This window comes from Pseudomonas sp. 3MA1 (genome assembly GCF_029237275.1).
Classification (GTDB): Bacteria; Pseudomonadota; Gammaproteobacteria; order Pseudomonadales; family Pseudomonadaceae; genus Aquipseudomonas; species Aquipseudomonas fluorescens_AP.
The window spans coordinates 778,002-793,843 of record NZ_JAACFX010000003.1; the positions used below are offsets into that span (position 1 = coordinate 778,002).

General features: G+C 63.9%; 8 protein-coding genes. 5 read left to right on the forward strand and 3 right to left on the reverse strand.

Annotation, left to right across the window (positions count from 1 at the left end):
• Positions 1-18 precede the first annotated feature (18 nt).
• Entirely contained in the window at positions 19-1,650 is a 1,632-nt protein-coding gene (locus tag GWQ44_RS12540) for a PvdJ/PvdD/PvdP-like protein (RefSeq protein WP_275927458.1), read from the reverse strand.
• A gap of 172 nt (positions 1,651-1,822) precedes the next feature.
• Between GWQ44_RS12540 and pvdM the strand changes: the two genes are divergently transcribed.
• From pvdM to GWQ44_RS12555, 3 genes are read left to right on the forward strand one after another with little or no spacing between them, the layout of a single operon-like run.
• Complete coding sequence (pvdM, locus tag GWQ44_RS12545; protein ID WP_275927459.1) at positions 1,823-3,172, forward strand: pyoverdine-tailoring dipeptidase-like protein PvdM; 1,350 nt, start codon at positions 1,823-1,825, stop codon at positions 3,170-3,172.
• Positions 3,173-3,205: 33 nt separating this feature from the next.
• Positions 3,206-4,492 carry an aminotransferase class V-fold PLP-dependent enzyme gene (locus GWQ44_RS12550; RefSeq protein ID WP_275927460.1) on the forward strand — a complete coding sequence of 429 codons (1,287 nt, stop codon included), beginning with the start codon at positions 3,206-3,208 and terminating at the stop codon, positions 4,490-4,492.
• Between the two features lie 47 nt (positions 4,493-4,539).
• Positions 4,540-5,424 (forward strand): formylglycine-generating enzyme family protein, encoded by an 885-nt coding sequence (locus GWQ44_RS12555; protein WP_275927461.1) that lies wholly within the window; start codon positions 4,540-4,542, stop codon positions 5,422-5,424.
• Between the two features lie 43 nt (positions 5,425-5,467).
• Here GWQ44_RS12555 and GWQ44_RS12560 read toward each other — a convergent pair whose 3' ends face one another.
• Positions 5,468-6,295, reverse strand: a complete 828-nt coding sequence (locus tag GWQ44_RS12560) for a formyltransferase family protein (protein ID WP_275927462.1) — start codon at positions 6,293-6,295, stop codon at positions 5,468-5,470.
• Between the two features lie 200 nt (positions 6,296-6,495).
• Here GWQ44_RS12560 and GWQ44_RS12565 point away from each other — a divergent pair, with 200 nt between their 5' ends.
• Together GWQ44_RS12565 and GWQ44_RS12570 are read left to right on the forward strand one after the other, a co-directional pair.
• The gene (locus GWQ44_RS12565; protein ID WP_275927463.1) at positions 6,496-8,148 is read left to right on the forward strand and encodes a cyclic peptide export ABC transporter; all 1,653 of its coding nucleotides are present in this window, start codon (positions 6,496-6,498) and stop codon (positions 8,146-8,148) included.
• 148 nt (positions 8,149-8,296) lie between these two features.
• On the forward strand, positions 8,297-10,681 hold the full coding sequence (locus tag GWQ44_RS12570) for a TonB-dependent siderophore receptor (RefSeq protein ID WP_275927464.1): 2,385 nt from the start codon (positions 8,297-8,299) through the stop codon (positions 10,679-10,681).
• 194 nt (positions 10,682-10,875) lie between these two features.
• On the opposite strand, the gene GWQ44_RS12575 is transcribed toward GWQ44_RS12570, so the two are convergent.
• A partial coding sequence (locus tag GWQ44_RS12575) for a non-ribosomal peptide synthetase (protein ID WP_275927465.1) occupies positions 10,876-15,842 on the reverse strand: 4,967 nt, incomplete at its 5' end.

Genomic DNA, 15,842 nt, shown 5'->3' on the forward strand with positions numbered 1-15,842 from the left:
ACAATCAGTCCGGCGCCGCTATAGCAGCCGCTGCCTGACCTTCAAATGCCGCGCATACCAGGGCCGGCGCGGCACCTTGCGCAGCAGATCCGCCAGCTGCTTTTCATCCTCGATAAAGGTGATGCGCAGGGCCAGCTTCATGGTTTCCGGGTCCATCTCCACGGTCTTGCCGCTCTGCAATCCGGGGGTGGTGCTGCAACCGTGGGTCAGCGGCCCGAGCCAGGGGTCGCCGGCCTCGACCCAGCGCCCCGGGGCGAACCAGGGCACGCCGTTGACTTCCAGGCGCTTGAGTTCGCCGGGATGGAAACGCTCGTGGGCGCGGAACCAGTCCTCCAGGCGGTCGTCGATCCAGCCATGGAAACGCCAGAACACCGGGCTGACATGGGACGAAAACGGATCGCCGAGAAAGTCGTTTTCCGGCTGGTACCAGCGCGGGGAAAAATCCGCCGGATCGCGGGCCATAGGCACCGGCGCACCACTGGAAGGATCACGCGGCACCGAGGCCCAGCGCATGTGCAGCCAGTCGTGCAGGCCCAGTTCGATTTCCGAGCCGAACTGGCCCAGGGTCAGCTTCGCCAGGTAGCGCGGGTCGCGGTACTGCGACTCCCAGACCTGGAAGTTGCTGTGGTAGGTCTCACCGGCCTTGATGTCGCTGACCCACTGGCTGTAGTCGTCATCGTCATCGGCCAGCCACGCCGGCGGCAGGGAACCGCCGTCATGGTTGTCGAAATAGCGGGCGAACCCCAGGCGATCACGCAGCAGTTCCGGCTGCGGCAGGGGGAAATGCTGCCAGGACGGCAAGTCCTGCATGGAACGCGCCGTGCCCAGCATGTGCCGGTGCATGAAGAAGAAATCGATGCCCGAGCCGTTGCGGTCCTTCTTCGGCCCGCGCGCATCGCGCTCCTGCCCACGGGGGCCGGGCTGCCAGCCGATGCCGCGCAGGGCGTCGCGCTTGTCCTCGGATAGCCGGTGCCACTTGTCCCGGGTCGCGTGCCACAGCTGGTGGAACAACCGATGCTCGGGCGACACCAGCCAGGCCAGCAGCGTCGGGTTCAAGCCAATACGCTGGCGGGCTTCGGGAAACATCTGCTTGGTGGCGACAAAGCGGTTATCCAGGGCGGGCAGTGCCAGGGGCCGGTCCAGGCGTTCCACGCGTCCGCTGAGGGTGCCACTGCCGGCATTGGCGAAACCGGCCCAGACCTCATCCAGACTCATCTTGAATTCATAAGTGGCGGCGCCATCCGCCGCGCTGGCCGGGATCAGCCGCCAGTACATTGCACCCGGCTGCGGGCTCACCAGGTCGGCAACGATCCGGTAGCGCGGCTCGGCGGCGCCGCGCAGGCCCTCGGCGGTATCCAGGTAACCGCGCAGGCCACGCCCGCGCTGGGCGATGTCGAGAAACACTTCCAAGTCCTGGCGCCCCAAGCCATCGAGCCCGGCATCGGCGCCTTCGAAGCGAATGCTCCAGATGCCCCGCAACTGGTCCGCCAGGCGTTGCCCGGCAGTGTCCGCCAGGTCCACCGTGGCTTCGCCCGGGGTAACGGGAAACTCTTCCTCACGCGTCAACTCGCGATGCACATAAAACGCCGCCGGCACGGCTGCGCCCGTCAGCGCCAAGCCCGCCATGAACCCTCGTCGAGAAATCGTCATTGCCCTACCTGTGTCAGCCCTGATGCAGGCCTTATCCAAGCTAGGACGTTTGCTGCCCAAGGAAATTTACCGCCCTGCAAGGCCGGTTAAATTTCCCCAACCGTCGCTCGTTCCTCCCAGATAGCAAAGGCCCCGTGCCTGCACCTTGACGGCGAACCCGACTGAGATGGCAATGACAAAACCACGTTCGAAGAAGGCTCTTTACATCGGCCTGCCGCTGGCCCTGGCGATTGGCGCCGGCGCCGGTTTCCTGGCCTGGGACTACTGGTTCAGGGACAACCCCGGCTACCCGGTCAAGGTGATGAAACAGGCCGAAGAACTGCAGGAGCGCATCCTTTCCTTCGACAGCCACATCACCGTGCCCCTGGATTTCGGCAGCACCGGCAACGAGGCCGACAAGGACGGCAGCGGCCAGTTCGACCTGGCCAAGGCCGGACGCGGACGCCTGTCCGGCGCAGCCCTGACGATCTTCGGCTGGCCGGAAATCTGGAACGGGCCCAATGCCCCCCATCGCCCCACGGCGGGGTTTGTCGACGCCGCGCGCAACGAGCAGGAAGCGCGCTACAAGATCCTCACCGGCATGGTCCGCGACTTCCCCAACCAGGTGGGCATTGCCTATACCCCGGACGACTTCCGCCGCCTCAACGGTGAAGGCAAATTCGCGGTGTTCCTCAGCATGCTCAACGCCTATCCGCTGGGCACCGATCTCGACCAGCTCGATCACTGGGCGGCCCGGGGCATGCGCATGTTCGGCTTCAGCTACGTGGGCAACAACGCCTGGTCCGACTCTTCGCGCCCGCTGCCGTTCTTCAACGACACCCCGGACGCCCTCGGCGGCTTGTCCGAACTGGGTCAACAAGCGGTGCGGCGGCTCAACGACCTGGGGGTGATCATCGATGTCTCGCAGATGTCGACCAAGGCCCTGGAGCAGGTCAGCCAGCTCAGCCGCGCGCCCTTCGTCGCTTCCCACTCAGCCCCTCGGGCCCTGGTGGATATCCCGCGCAACCTCAGCGACAAGGAAATGCAGCTGATCAAGGACAGCGGCGGCGTGGTGCAGATCGTCGGCTTCCCCACCTACCTGCGGCCCCTGAGCCAAGCGACCCGGGACAAGCTCAACGCCCTGCGCGCGCGGTTCGACCTGCAACCCTTGACCGGCCTGGAAATGGCCCTGATGCCCGGCGACGCCATCATCACCGTGTGGCCCGAGCAGCGTTTCGGCGAATACGCCGGCGAGCTGTACGGCATTGTCGAAGCGGAACCCAAGGCCACCCTCAAGGACTTCGGCGACGCCATCGATTACGCCGTGAAGAAGATCGGCATCGACCACGTCGGCATCAGTTCGGACTTCAACGACGGCGGCGGCCTGGACGGCTGGAAGGATGTCAGCGAGGGCCGCAACGTCACCGCCGAACTGCTGCAGCGCGGCTACAGCGAAGCGGACATCGCCAAGCTCTGGGGCGGCAATTTCCTGCGGGTCTGGGCACAGGTGCAGCAGTCCGCCAAGCCTGTGGCCAACCGTTGATGCTCCCTTTTTGCCAACCAGTGAACTGAGCCCATGACCGATCGCCGCACATTTCTCAAACAGGCCGGCATTCTGGCCGCCAGCCTGCCTCTGGGCGCCAGTGCCCTGGCCGCATCCGGCTCCGGCGCCAGCACCCCGAGCCCCATCCCCGACGACAAATGGGCGCAATTGCGCCTGCTGTTCGACCAGGATCCGAACTACCTGCACTTCTCCAACTTCCTGGTGACCTCGCACCCAAGGCCTGTGCGTGAAGCCATCGAACGGCATCGCGCCAACATCGACCGCAACCCCGGGCTGGCCATGGACTGGGACCTGCAGGAACCCTGGAAACGCGAGGCCGAGGTGCGTCGATGGGCGGGCCGCTACCTGCACGCCAAGCCCGGGCAGATCGCCCTCACCGGCAGCACCAGCGAAGGCCTGGCGATGATCTATGGCGGCCTTCACGTGCGGCCCGATCAGGAAATCCTGACCACGGTGCACGAACACTACGCCACCGAGTACAGCCTGGAATACCGGGTGCGCAAGCAAGGCACCCAGGTGCGCAAGATCAGCCTGTTCAAGGACCCGCACCGGGTGTCCAAAGATGAAATCCTCGACTCGATCAAGCGCGGCATCCGCCCCAATACCCGGGTCCTGGGCATGACCTGGGTGCAGTCGGGCAGCGGCGTGAAACTGCCGATCGGCGAGATCGGCCAACTGGTGGACGAGTTCAACCGCAACCGCGATGACCAGGACCGCATCATCTACGTGGTAGACGGCGTGCACGGCTTCGGCGTGGACAACCTGGACTTCCCCGAGATGCACTGCGACTACTTTATCGCCGGCACCCACAAATGGATGTTCGGCCCCCGCGGCACCGGGATCATCTGCGCCCGTTCCGAACAACTCAAGGACCTGACGCCGACCATCCCGACCTTCTCCGAAGACAACAATTTCGCCACCTCCATGACCCCGGGCGGCTATCACGCCTTCGAGCATCGCTGGGCCCTGGACGAAGCCTTCAAGCTGCACCTGCAACTGGGCAAGGACAAGGTCCAGGCGCGCATCCACCAGCTCAACAGCGAGCTCAAGCAACGCTTGCTGGCGCACTCGCAGATCGAACTGGTGACCCCTGCAAGCCCCGAACTGTCGGCCGGCTTCACCTTCTTTCGGGTCAAGGGGCAGGACTGCGATCAGGTGGCCGCCTACCTGATGCAGAACAAGGTGGTGGTCGATGCCGTGGACCGCGATGTCGGCCCGGTGGTGCGCACCGCGCCCGGCCTGCTCAACAACGAAGGTGAAATCGAGCGCTTCATGGCCCTGCTGGGCAAAAGACTCTGACCGGGTGCTCGCGCCCCCGCCTCTTCTTCCCTTGATCGAGATGACTCATGAACCATCCTCCATCCCGTCCACCGCTCAAGCCACTGGCCGCCCTGGCCCTAGGCATACTTCTGGCCGGCCTGCTGCCGAACGCCGCCCAGGCCGCCGACCCGCAACCGGGCAAGGTCTTCAAGGACTGCAAGGACTGCCCGGAGATGGTCGTGCTGCCCGCCGGCACCTTCACCATGGGTACCCCGGAAGACGAAGTCGGCCGCGAGCCCGATGAAGGCCCGATGCACCAGGTGACCTTCGCCAAGCCCTTCGCCATGAGCCGCTTCCAGATCACCGCTGCGCAATGGGACAGCTACATCCGCCAGACCGGGGTGAAGATTCCCGACGGCGATACCCGCCCCGGGCGCGAGTGCATCGCCAGCAAGCCGCGCTACCCGCAGGGCCCGCGCCAGCCGGCGGTGTGCATGAACTTTGCCGAAGTGCAGGCCTATGTTGCCTGGCTATCGCAGAAAACCGGCCATAGCTACCAGATGGTCAGCGAGTCGCAACGCGAATATGCGGCACGGGCCGGCTCCAGCAGCCCCTTCCCCTTCCCCTTCGACGAAGGCAAGGACTACAGCATCGCCAAGCACGCCAACACCTATGGCCCGGCGGACGGCTACAGCTTCAGCTCGCCGGTGGGCAGCTACCCGCCGAACGCCTTTGGCATGTACGACATGCATGGCAACGTCTATGAATGGATCGCCGACTGCGAGCACCCCAACTATGTTGGCGCCCCCACCGACGGCAGCGCCTGGGTCGAGGCCGGCTGCGAATCGCTGCAGATCCGGGGCAACGACTGGGGCGAGGCCCCGGTGTTCTCGCGCTCGGGCAACCGCAACAGCATCTACCCCAACGCCCGTGGCGACTGGATCGGCTTTCGCGTAGTGCGCGTTCTGTAACGCCTGGTGCCAGCCGGGGCGGCAAGCCCCGGCTGAGCCTGACTCAGGCCTGCTTGGCCAGCAGTTCCAGGCCTTCATGCAAGGCTGGGAACAGGCTGTTGTTGAAGTTGTTCCAGCGCAGCTCAAGGATGGTGTCCTCGGGCCCGATCTCGGTGTTGAGCACGTCATGCAGCACTTCACCGGAATCGATGCCGTTGTCCACGTAGTGGAACGAGGCGCCGGTCAGGTACAAGGGCTCGGTCGGCTCGGTTTCCCGGGTGCTCCAGTCCACCACCTTCTGCCCGCGGGCACCGTACAGGGCATTCCAGGTGGCATAGGCACCGCGACGCTCATAGGGCGACTCGATGCGGGTGATGCCCGGGTGGATATTCATGATCCGCCGGGCGAACGGCGCCCCCGGACGCACCAGCTCATCAAGGATCACCAGCAGGCCGTCGAGCACCACGATGTCGGCTTTGAGTTCCACCAGGGTGTCGTGCAGGCGGCGTTCGAAATCCTGCTTGCCGGCGATGTGTTCGGCACTGCCGCGGGGATGGCGACGATAGGTGGACGGCACGCTCAGCAGCAGGTCGTTGACCAGCCGGCCCTGCACTTCCAGGTCCGCCGGGTACAGCCACTGGCGCCCGGGCTGATAGGCAAAGCCGTAGTCGCTGACCAGCTGCTGGTCCCGCGGCGATTGCTCGTCATCGTCGTAGACCACACCCACCAGTTCATAGGCCTCGCCCAGGGGCGTCTGGTTCAGCGTCTCCACCAGAAACTCCAGCACCGATTTCATGTAGCGCTCGTGGTCCTTGTAGGCCACCGGCTGTCCCGCCTTGTCGGCGGCGGCGTTACGCAGGGACCAGACATACACCAGATTCTTCTTCGTCATTGACTCGCTCTCGCTGAATGGTTCAGGCACGGCGTCGATACACGTGCGCCCACAGCACAAGAACGAACCACGGGCCGGGCAATTTATCCGCAGCGTCCGCCAGGCTGGCAGGCCGAGCTAAATACTCGCGCCGGCGCTTCGTTTGTCAGGGGTAAGGGTCTGCGTGCAACGACCCTCTATCCACTCTCCGGGAAGCACTTATGACCGACCCCAAGCGCGGCGCCTTCAACGGTCTGCTCGCATTGCTCAGGCCCTTTCGCACCATCGTGGTGATCTCCGTCGCCCTGGGCATGGCCGGCGGCCTGGCCATCACCCTGTTGCTGGCCACCATCAACAACGCCCTGCACTCGGCAACCGGCATGACCCAAGGCGTGGTCCTGACCTTCGCCGCCCTGTGCGTGCTGGCGCTGACCAGCTCCATCGTCTCGGATATCGGCACCAACTATGTGGGCCAGCGGATCATTGCCGCCCTGCGCAAGGACCTGGGGGAAAAGGTCCTCTCGGCGCCCATCACCCAGATCGAACGCTATCGCTCCCATCGCCTGATCCCGGTGCTGACCCATGACGTCGACACCATCAGCGACTTCTCTTTCGCCTTCACCCCCCTGGCCATCGCCACCACCGTCACCCTGGGCTGCCTGGGCTACCTGGCGTACCTCTCGGTGCCGATGTTCCTGATGATGGTAGTGGCCATCATCATCGGCACCAGTGTGCAACTGGTGGCCGGTGGCAAGGGCATCAAGGGCTTCGATGAGGCCCGCGACCACGAGGACGATCTGCAGCGCTACTACAACGCGATCGCCTCCGGCGCCAAGGAACTGCGTATCCACCGGCCGCGGCGCTTTCGCATGAACACCCAGCGTATCCAGAAAACCGCCGACCGCATCAGCGATATCCAGGTGCGCTCGGTGAACATCTACATCCTGGCCAAGAGCTTCGGCTCGATGCTGTTCTTCGTGGTCATCGGCCTGGCCCTGGCCATGCAGGCCTACTACCCCAACCCGGACCCGGCAGTGATCACCGGTTTCGTACTGGTGCTGCTGTACATGAAGGGCCCCCTGGAGCACGTGGTCGGCTACCTGCCCATCGTCGGCAAGGCCAGGATCGCCTTCGCCCGGATCAGCGAGCTGTCCGAGCGCTTCTCCTCTCCCGAGCCGCACCTTTTGATGGACGACAGCGAAGCACCGCAAGCGGTGGTGCACAGCCTGGAGCTGCGCGAAGTGCGCTACAGCCCACCGCCGGTGGAAGGCAGTGAGCCGTTCCACCTTGGGCCGATCAACCTGCGCATCAAGCAGGGCGACATCGTCTTCATCGTTGGCGAGAACGGCTGCGGCAAGACCACCCTGATCAAGCTGTTGCTGGGCCTGTATCCGCCACAATCCGGAGAGATCCGCCTCAATGGCGAAGCGGTCACCGACCTGGTCCGCGACGACTACCGCCAGATGTTCACCACGGTGTTCGCCGACTACTACCTGTTCGATGACCTGGTGCAGGGCAGCACCGGCAAGCCCCTGGACGTCGCCGCCCAGTACCTGGACCGCCTTGAGATCGCCCACAAGGTCAGCGTCAAGGACGGTGCCTTCACCACCACCGACCTGTCCACCGGCCAGCGCAAGCGCCTGGCCCTGGTCAATGCCTGGCTCGAAGAACGGCCGGTGCTGGTATTCGACGAATGGGCCGCCGACCAGGACCCGGCCTTCCGGCGGATTTTCTATACCGAGCTGCTGCCCGATCTCAAGCGCCTGGGCAAGACCATCATCGTGATCAGCCACGACGACCGTTATTTCGATATCGCCGACCAGTTGGTGCGCCTGCGCGCCGGCAAAGTGGTGCAGGAAATGGAGCCGGCCTGAGTTTTTTTCCGGTTTGTTCAAGGAGGAACGTCACACTAGTGGTAATGAGAATTAACCGCAATAAATACCTATAAACAGCCAACACACAGAAGAGAAAGCATCCATGTCAGCACTACTCGGTCTCAGTCCCCTGAGTAAAGCGCTATCCATGCGACGGGCCCTGAACATCAACTTGCTGCCCAGTGCCCTGGCCCTTGCGGTTTCGCTACCGATAGCCGGTTACGTACAAGCGCAAGAGATCGAGTTGGATATTCCTGCCCAGTCGCTGGGCAGTGCTCTTCAGGAGTTCGGCCGGCAGACCAACCTGCAGGTGCTGTACAACCCGGCAGATGTGCAGAGCAAGCGCAGCGCTGCGGTCAAGGGCAAGCTGCAGCCTGACCAGGCCATGAGCAACCTGCTCAAGGGCACAGGCGTGGGTTACAACCTGCAGGGCAATTCGATCACCATCACCGCCACTGCCGGTAACTCGGCGGGGCTGGAACTGGGCACGACCCAAGTCACCGCCAATCAGCTGGGCACCATCACCGAAGGCACCGGCTCCTACACCCCAGGCACCATCGCCACTGCCACACGCCTGGTGCTGACCCCACGGGAAACACCGCAATCGATTTCCGTCGTCACCCGCCAGGCCATGGAAGACTTCAACCTCAAGTCGATCGACGACGTGATGCGCCACACCCCGGGGATTACGGTCGCCACCTACGACAGCGAGCGCACCGCCTACTTCTCGCGCGGTTTCGCCATCCAGAACTTTCAGTACGACGGTATTCCGATCCTGCAGGACCCGCAGTACTCGTCCGGGCATACCCTCACCGACACCGTGCTCTATGACCGCGTGGAAGTTCTCAAAGGCGCCACCGGCCTGCTGACAGGCGCCGGCGGCCCTGGTGGCACCATCAACATGGTGCGCAAGAAACCGACCTCCGAGTTCAAGGGCTATGTAGACCTGGGGGCCGGCTCCTGGGACAACTACCGTTCGGAAATCGACGTCGGTGGCCCGTTGACCGAAACCGGCAACGTTCGCGGCCGTGCCGTGGCGGCCTATCAGGACAAGAAGTCATTCCTCGACCACTACTCGCGCCAGACCAATGTGTACTACGGGATTCTCGAGTTCGACCTGTCGCCGGACACCCTGCTGACCGTCGGTGCCGACTATCAGGACAGCAACCCCAAAGGTTCCAGCTGGTCCGGGGCGGCCTCGCTGTTCGACTCCGCCGGCAACCGCATCAGCACGCCGCGCTCGTTCAACAACGGCGCCAAGTTCAGCCGCTGGGAGCAATACACCCGCACCGTGTTCTCGACCCTGGAGCACAGCTTCGAGAACGGCTGGGTGGCCAAGGCGCAGTACAACCACCAGATCAATGGCTACAACGCCCCGCTGGCCGCCCTGCTGTCGCCGGATGTGAACACCGGCAAGGCCACGATGCTGACCCGCAAATACACCGGCGAAACCACCAGCGACACCGGCGACCTGTACGCCACCGGCCCCTTCAGCCTGTTCGGTCGCGAGCACCAGCTGGTGGTCGGCACCTCGGTTTCCCGCTCCCGCTGGCTGGGCCGGGACTACACCAACGCCACCAACTACAACAACAGCCACGACTACTTCAACTGGGATGGCGACGCTCCCAAACCGGACTGGGGCCCGCAGACCAAGCGCAACGACGAACTGACCCGGCAAAGCGCCAGCTACATCACCGGCCGCTTCAGCCTGGCCGACGACCTGCACGTACTGCTGGGCACCCGGGTCAACAACTACGAGGTCAGCGGCACCAGCCAGGTCAAGGACACCGGCAAGGTGGTGCCTTATGCCGGCGTGGTCTACGACCTCGATGAAAACTTCTCGGCCTATGCCAGCTATACCGAGATCTACCTGCCGCAAGATGACTATCGCGACCGCAACAACAAGCCGCTGGAACCGAACGAAGGCAAGAACTACGAGATCGGGCTCAAGGGCGAGTTCTTCGACGGCCGCCTGAACTCCAGCCTGGCCTACTTCGAAGTGCATGAAGAGAACCGTCCGGTCGACGATCTCGCTTATGTTCCCAACAGCTACCCGGGGCTGGACTACGCCTCCAAGGGCATCAAGTCCAAGGCCAAGGGATACGAAGCGGAAATCTCCGGCGAGCTGGCCCCCGGCTGGCAGCTGCAGGCCGGCTACACCCACAAGATCATCCGCGACCAGGCTGGCCAGAAGGTCTCCACCTGGGAACCCCAGGACCAGGTCAACCTCTACACCACCTACAAGCTGACCGGCCCTCTGGACAAGCTGACCCTGGGCAGCGGCGTACGCTGGCAGGGCGCTGGCTGGAAGATCCTCGAAAACTACGGCAAGGGCACTCAGGAGAAGTTCTCCCAGGACCCACTGTGGCTGGTTGACCTGATGGCGCGTTACCAGATCACCGAGAACGTATCGGCCACGCTCAACGTCAACAACGTGTTCGACAAGAAGTACTACACCAATATCGGCTTCTATAACTCCTCGTACTACGGCGACCCGCGCAACGTGATGCTCAGCACTCGCTGGAACTTCTGATTGCGTACCGCCAAGCCCCTGCTCGCCTCAGCGAGCAGGGGCTTTTTCATGCCCGCCCGACAGCCTTTGTGCCCTGCCGGCCGGACCGGAACCGGCGCCCACCACTGAACCCTGCTCCGGTCGCACGAATGCCCAGGCAAAAAAATGCCCCTGGTCACTTGTCATGACCAGGGGCATTTGACTGCCGACCCTTGCTACTTGATGGCCGCCACAAAGCTCTGCACAAATGCCGGATTGTCGATGATCCGCTCGTGCGTGGAATCGATCAGTTGCGACTGCCTGATGCAGGGCTGCCCCATGCACTGCTCTATGCTCGCCTCGATCAGTTGGCGATGTTGCCCGGCGCGGCTGGCCGCCGCCCACCAGCAACTTACCGGGGCCTTGATCCGCTTGAAGTCGGCATCCCGCAGGCGCTGCCCCAGGGCACGGTCCAGCTCCCAGGAAATCTCGGCTTCATTGCCTTGCAGCAACTCGCCCTTGATCTCCATGTAGGCATCGCCCAGGGCTTGCTCGGCCCAGGCGTCGAAGGCCTGCCACTGTTCGTCTTCGCTGACATCAGACGCCTGAACCTGCTCCCAGGCCTGGCGGATCTGCGGGCTCGCGGCGGCGAACATCACCTGCAGCAGTTCGACACGCCGCCAGTTGACCGGGATCTCATCACTGTCGGCAATTACTGCCGTGTCCCAGTAGGCTTTCAACCAGTAAGGTGGTGATGCATCGATCCAGCCCAGGAACTCGACTTCACGCCCGGCCTGCTCCAGCACATGAGCCACTTCCATGGCCAGGTTGCCACCCAGGGACCAGCCCGCCAGACGATACGCGCCTTGCGGCTGGGCATCGAGCAGCTGTGCCGCATAGTCCTCGACCATCGCCTGCCAGGCCGGCACCTCGCTGCCGGGCTCGGCCAGGGCACGGCACATGACCCCCATCACCGGACACAGCTCACGCAGCGCCAGCGCGATGGCCTTGTAGCAATGCACCGAGCCATAGCTGGGGTGGAACAGGAACAACGGCGTGCCCTGGGTCTGACTGTTGAGCTTGACGATCAACGAACTGCGGGCTTCACCCTCAAGACAGGCCACCTGCCCGGCAACCGTCGGGTTGAGCATCAGTTGGCTCACGGAAAGCACGGTGCCGGTGGCTTTCCTGATCCGTTCCTTGAGCATCAGTACCAGCAGCGAGTGCCCGCCCAGCTCGAAGAAATTGTCATTCAGGCCAACTCGCTCAACCTCCAGGATCTCGCTCCAGATACCCGCCACCCTCAGCTCCAGCTCGCTCTGCGGCGCCACGTAACGGCGCTCATGCTGGCTGGCATCGGGTTTGGGCAAGGCCTTGCGATCGAGCTTGCCGTTGGGGCTCAGGGGCATCTGCTGCAGCAGCACCCATTGCGCCGGCACCATGTAGTCCGGCAAATGCGCCAGCAAATGCTTGCCCAGGGCTTCACGCCAATGCTCGGCTCGCTCCTGCAGCACCAGGTACCCGACCAGATGCTTGCCATCGACCACCTGCACCGTGGCTTCTCGCACTTGCGGGTACTCCAACAAACGCGCCTCGATCTCGCCCAGTTCGATACGCAGCCCCCGCAGTTTGACCTGATGGTCGAAACGCCCTAGGTACTCGATGACCCCATCGGCGCGCTGGCGTACCCGGTCGCCGGTTCGATACAAGCGAGCACCCGGCTGGAACGGGCAAGGCACGAAGCGCTCGGCACTGAGCCCGGGACGGCGATGGTAACCACGGGCCAGGCCCACGCCCCCCAGATACAGCTCGCCCATCACCCCGGCAGCGACCAACTGCAACTGCTCATCCAGTACATGGGTCTGCAGGTTGGCGATCGGCTGGCCGATGGGTACTGCATCGCGTCCTTCATCGACACAGGTCCAATGGGTGACGTCGATGGCCGCCTCGGTGGGGCCATAAAGGTTGTACAGACCGGCCTGCGGCAGCTTGGCGAACACCTGCTGCTGGGCATCCACCGGCAAGGCTTCACCACTGCAAACGATGCGTTTCAGGCTGGTGCAACTGGCGACCAGCTGATCCTGCAGGAACGCCTGCAACATCGACGGCACAAAGTGCAGCGTGCTGATCTGTTCGGCATTGATCAGATTCACCAGTTTCTCGGGATCGCGATGATCCCCTGGCGCCGCCACCACCAGCCGCGCGCCGGTCATCAAGGGCCAGAAGAATTCCCACACCGATACGTCGAAGCTGAACGGGGTTTTCTGCAGCACGCTGTCGCTGGCATCCAGTTGATAGGCCTCCTGCATCCAGCACAGGCGGTTGGTCAGGGCGCTATGGCGGTTGCCGGCACCCTTGGGCTGCCCGGTGGAACCGGAGGTGTAGATCACATAGGCCAGGTTTTCGCCCTGCAGCACGATGCCCGGGTTCTGCTCGCTGTAGCTCGTCAACTGCGCATCCAGCTGATCCAGCGCCAAGGTTTGCAGCCCCTGCGGAATCGGCAGTTGCTCCTGCAAATGAGACTGGGTCAGCAGCAGTTTCACGCCGCTGTCGTCCAGCATGTAGGCCAGGCGTTCACGTGGGTATTCCGGGTCCAGCGGCACATAGGCGCCACCGGCCTTGAGTACCGCCAGCAGGCCCACCACCATTTCGATGGAGCGCTCCACCGCCAGCCCCACCAGCACATCCGGGCCGACACCAACCTCCATCAGGCGATGGGCCAGGCGGTTGGCGCGGCGGTTGAGTTCGGCGTAGCTCAGGCTCTGCTGACCGAACTTTAAGGCCGGCGCATCTGGGGTACGTGCCACCTGCTCTTCGATCAGTTGCTGCACATTGCGTTGCAACGGGTAGTCGCGAGTGGTGTCGTTCCACTGCTCGACCATCAACAATCGCTCCTGCTCATCCAGCACCGGCAACTGCCCCACCCGCTGACGAGGGTCGGTCAGCAGCGCCTGCAACAGGTTCTGCCAATGCCCCATCATCCCTTTGAGCATCTGCGGTTCGAACAGATCAGTGGCGTAGGTCAGGGTTGCATGGATGCCGTCCGCGGTTTCCCGGGTGTCCAGGCTCAGATCGAACTGCGCTGTCTGGCTGCCCCAATCCAGGCCTTCGACCTGCAGCGCGAGCGAGGGTTGTTCAATGTGCCCCAAACGGGCATCGCTCTGGTGATTGAACATCACCTGGAACAGTGGGTTGTGGCTCAGGTTGCGCTCCGGCTGCAGGGCTTCCACCAGTTGCTCGAAGGGCAGATCCTGATGGCTCTGGGCATCCAGCGCCCGTTGCCGCACCTGCTGCAGCAACTGGCTGAAGGGCATCAGGCCGTCGATATCGGCCTTCATCACCTGAGTGTTGACGAAGAAGCCGATCAGGCGCTCGATCTCCACCCGGTTGCGGTTGGCGATGGGCACCCCGACGCGAATATCCTGCTGGCCGCTGTAGCGATGCAGCAAGGTCTGGAACGAGGCCAGCAACAGCATGAACAGGGTCACCCCTTCAGCCTGTGCCAGGTGCTTGAGCCCTTGCGCCAGCGAGGCCTGGAGTTCGACCTCCAGGCTCGCACCACGATAGCTCGGCAAAGCCGGACGCGGATGCGCGCAAGGCAGTTCCAGCACCGGCTGCTCACCGCCCAGCTGCTCGCGCCAGTACCCCAGCTGCCGCTCCTTTTCCCCGGCCTCCATCCAGCTGCGCTGCCATACGGCGTAGTCGGCGTACTGCAACGCCATGGCCGGCAGTTGCAGATCCTGGCCCTGGCTGTAAGCCGCGTACAACTGTACCAGCTCATCGACCATCACCTGCATCGACCAGCCATCGGAGACGATATGGTGCTGCACCAGCACCAGCACATGCTCGTCCTCGGCCAGGCGCAGCAGGCTGACCCGCAGCAGCGGCCCCTGTTGCAGATCGAAAGGTCTGGCGATCTCGGCCTCCACCAGCGCCTGCAGGCCGGCCTGGTCGGTATCGGCCCGGACAATCGGCAAGGCCAATGCCGGCTGGATCAATTGCAAGGCACGCTCGCCATCCTGATACACCAGGGTGCGCAAGCTTTCATGGCGGGCCACCAGCGCATCGAAGCTGCGCTGCAAGGCGGGCAGATCCAGCAGCCCGCGCAGGCGCAGGATGCTGGGGATGTGATAAGCGGCGCTGTGCGGGTCCAGCTGCCAGAGAAACCACTGGCGCTCCTGGGCATAGGACAAGGCCAATGGCTGCTGACGGCTCACGGGCAGCATGGCCGGAGCCTGGCTCGCCGTGCTGTCCTCGCAGGCCTGCAAGCCGGCAACGAACCCTTGCAACTGAGGCTGTTCGAACAGGGTGCGCAGGGCAACCTCCCGATCGAGCAGTTGGCGCAGGCGCGAGATCACCTGCATGGCCAGCAACGAGTGCCCGCCCAGCTCGAAGAAATGATCGTTCAGGCCAACACGCTCTACCCCCAGGACTTCAGCCCAGACTGCCGCCACCTGTTGCTCCAGCTCGGTCTGCGCAGCGACATAGACCTGCTGCCCAGCCCCGGCATCTGGCTGCGGTAACCCCTTGCGATCCAGCTTGCCATTGGGCGTCAGGGGCATGCGTTGCAGGAACATGAAGTGTGCCGGCAGCATATAGTCCGGCAGCCGAACCCGCAGCGCCCGGCGCAGGGCTTCACGGCACTCGGCCTGGGCCAGGGCATCGCCGAGCAGATCTGGCTGCAACGGCACGATATAGGCCACCAGTTGCTTGCCAGTCGCCGTTTCCTGGGCCACCACCACCGCTTCACGCACTGCTTCTTGCTCGCGCAGGCGGGCTTCGATCTCCCCCAGTTCGATACGGAAACCACGGATCTTCACCTGATGGTCGACCCGGCCCAGGTAGTCCACCACGCCATCGGCACGGCCGCGGGTCAGGTCGCCGCTGCGGTACAGACGGCCCCCCGCAGTGCCGAAGGGATCAGGCACAAAACGTTCGGCGGTCAGCGCCGGGCGTTCCAGGTAGCCCCGGGCCACGCCCTCGCCGCCCAGATACAGCTCGCCCGCCACGCCGATCGGTTGCAGGTTCAGTTGCGCATCCAGCACATAGCCGCTGCGGTTGCCCAGCAGGGTGCCGATCGGCATATACACCGCGCCGCAGGCATCGCCCTGGCGCGCCTTCCACAGCAATGGAGTGACCACGGTTTCGGTGGGGCCGTAGCCGTTGAACAGGTAGGTGGGGCGCAGCGCGCGCCAGGCCAGGT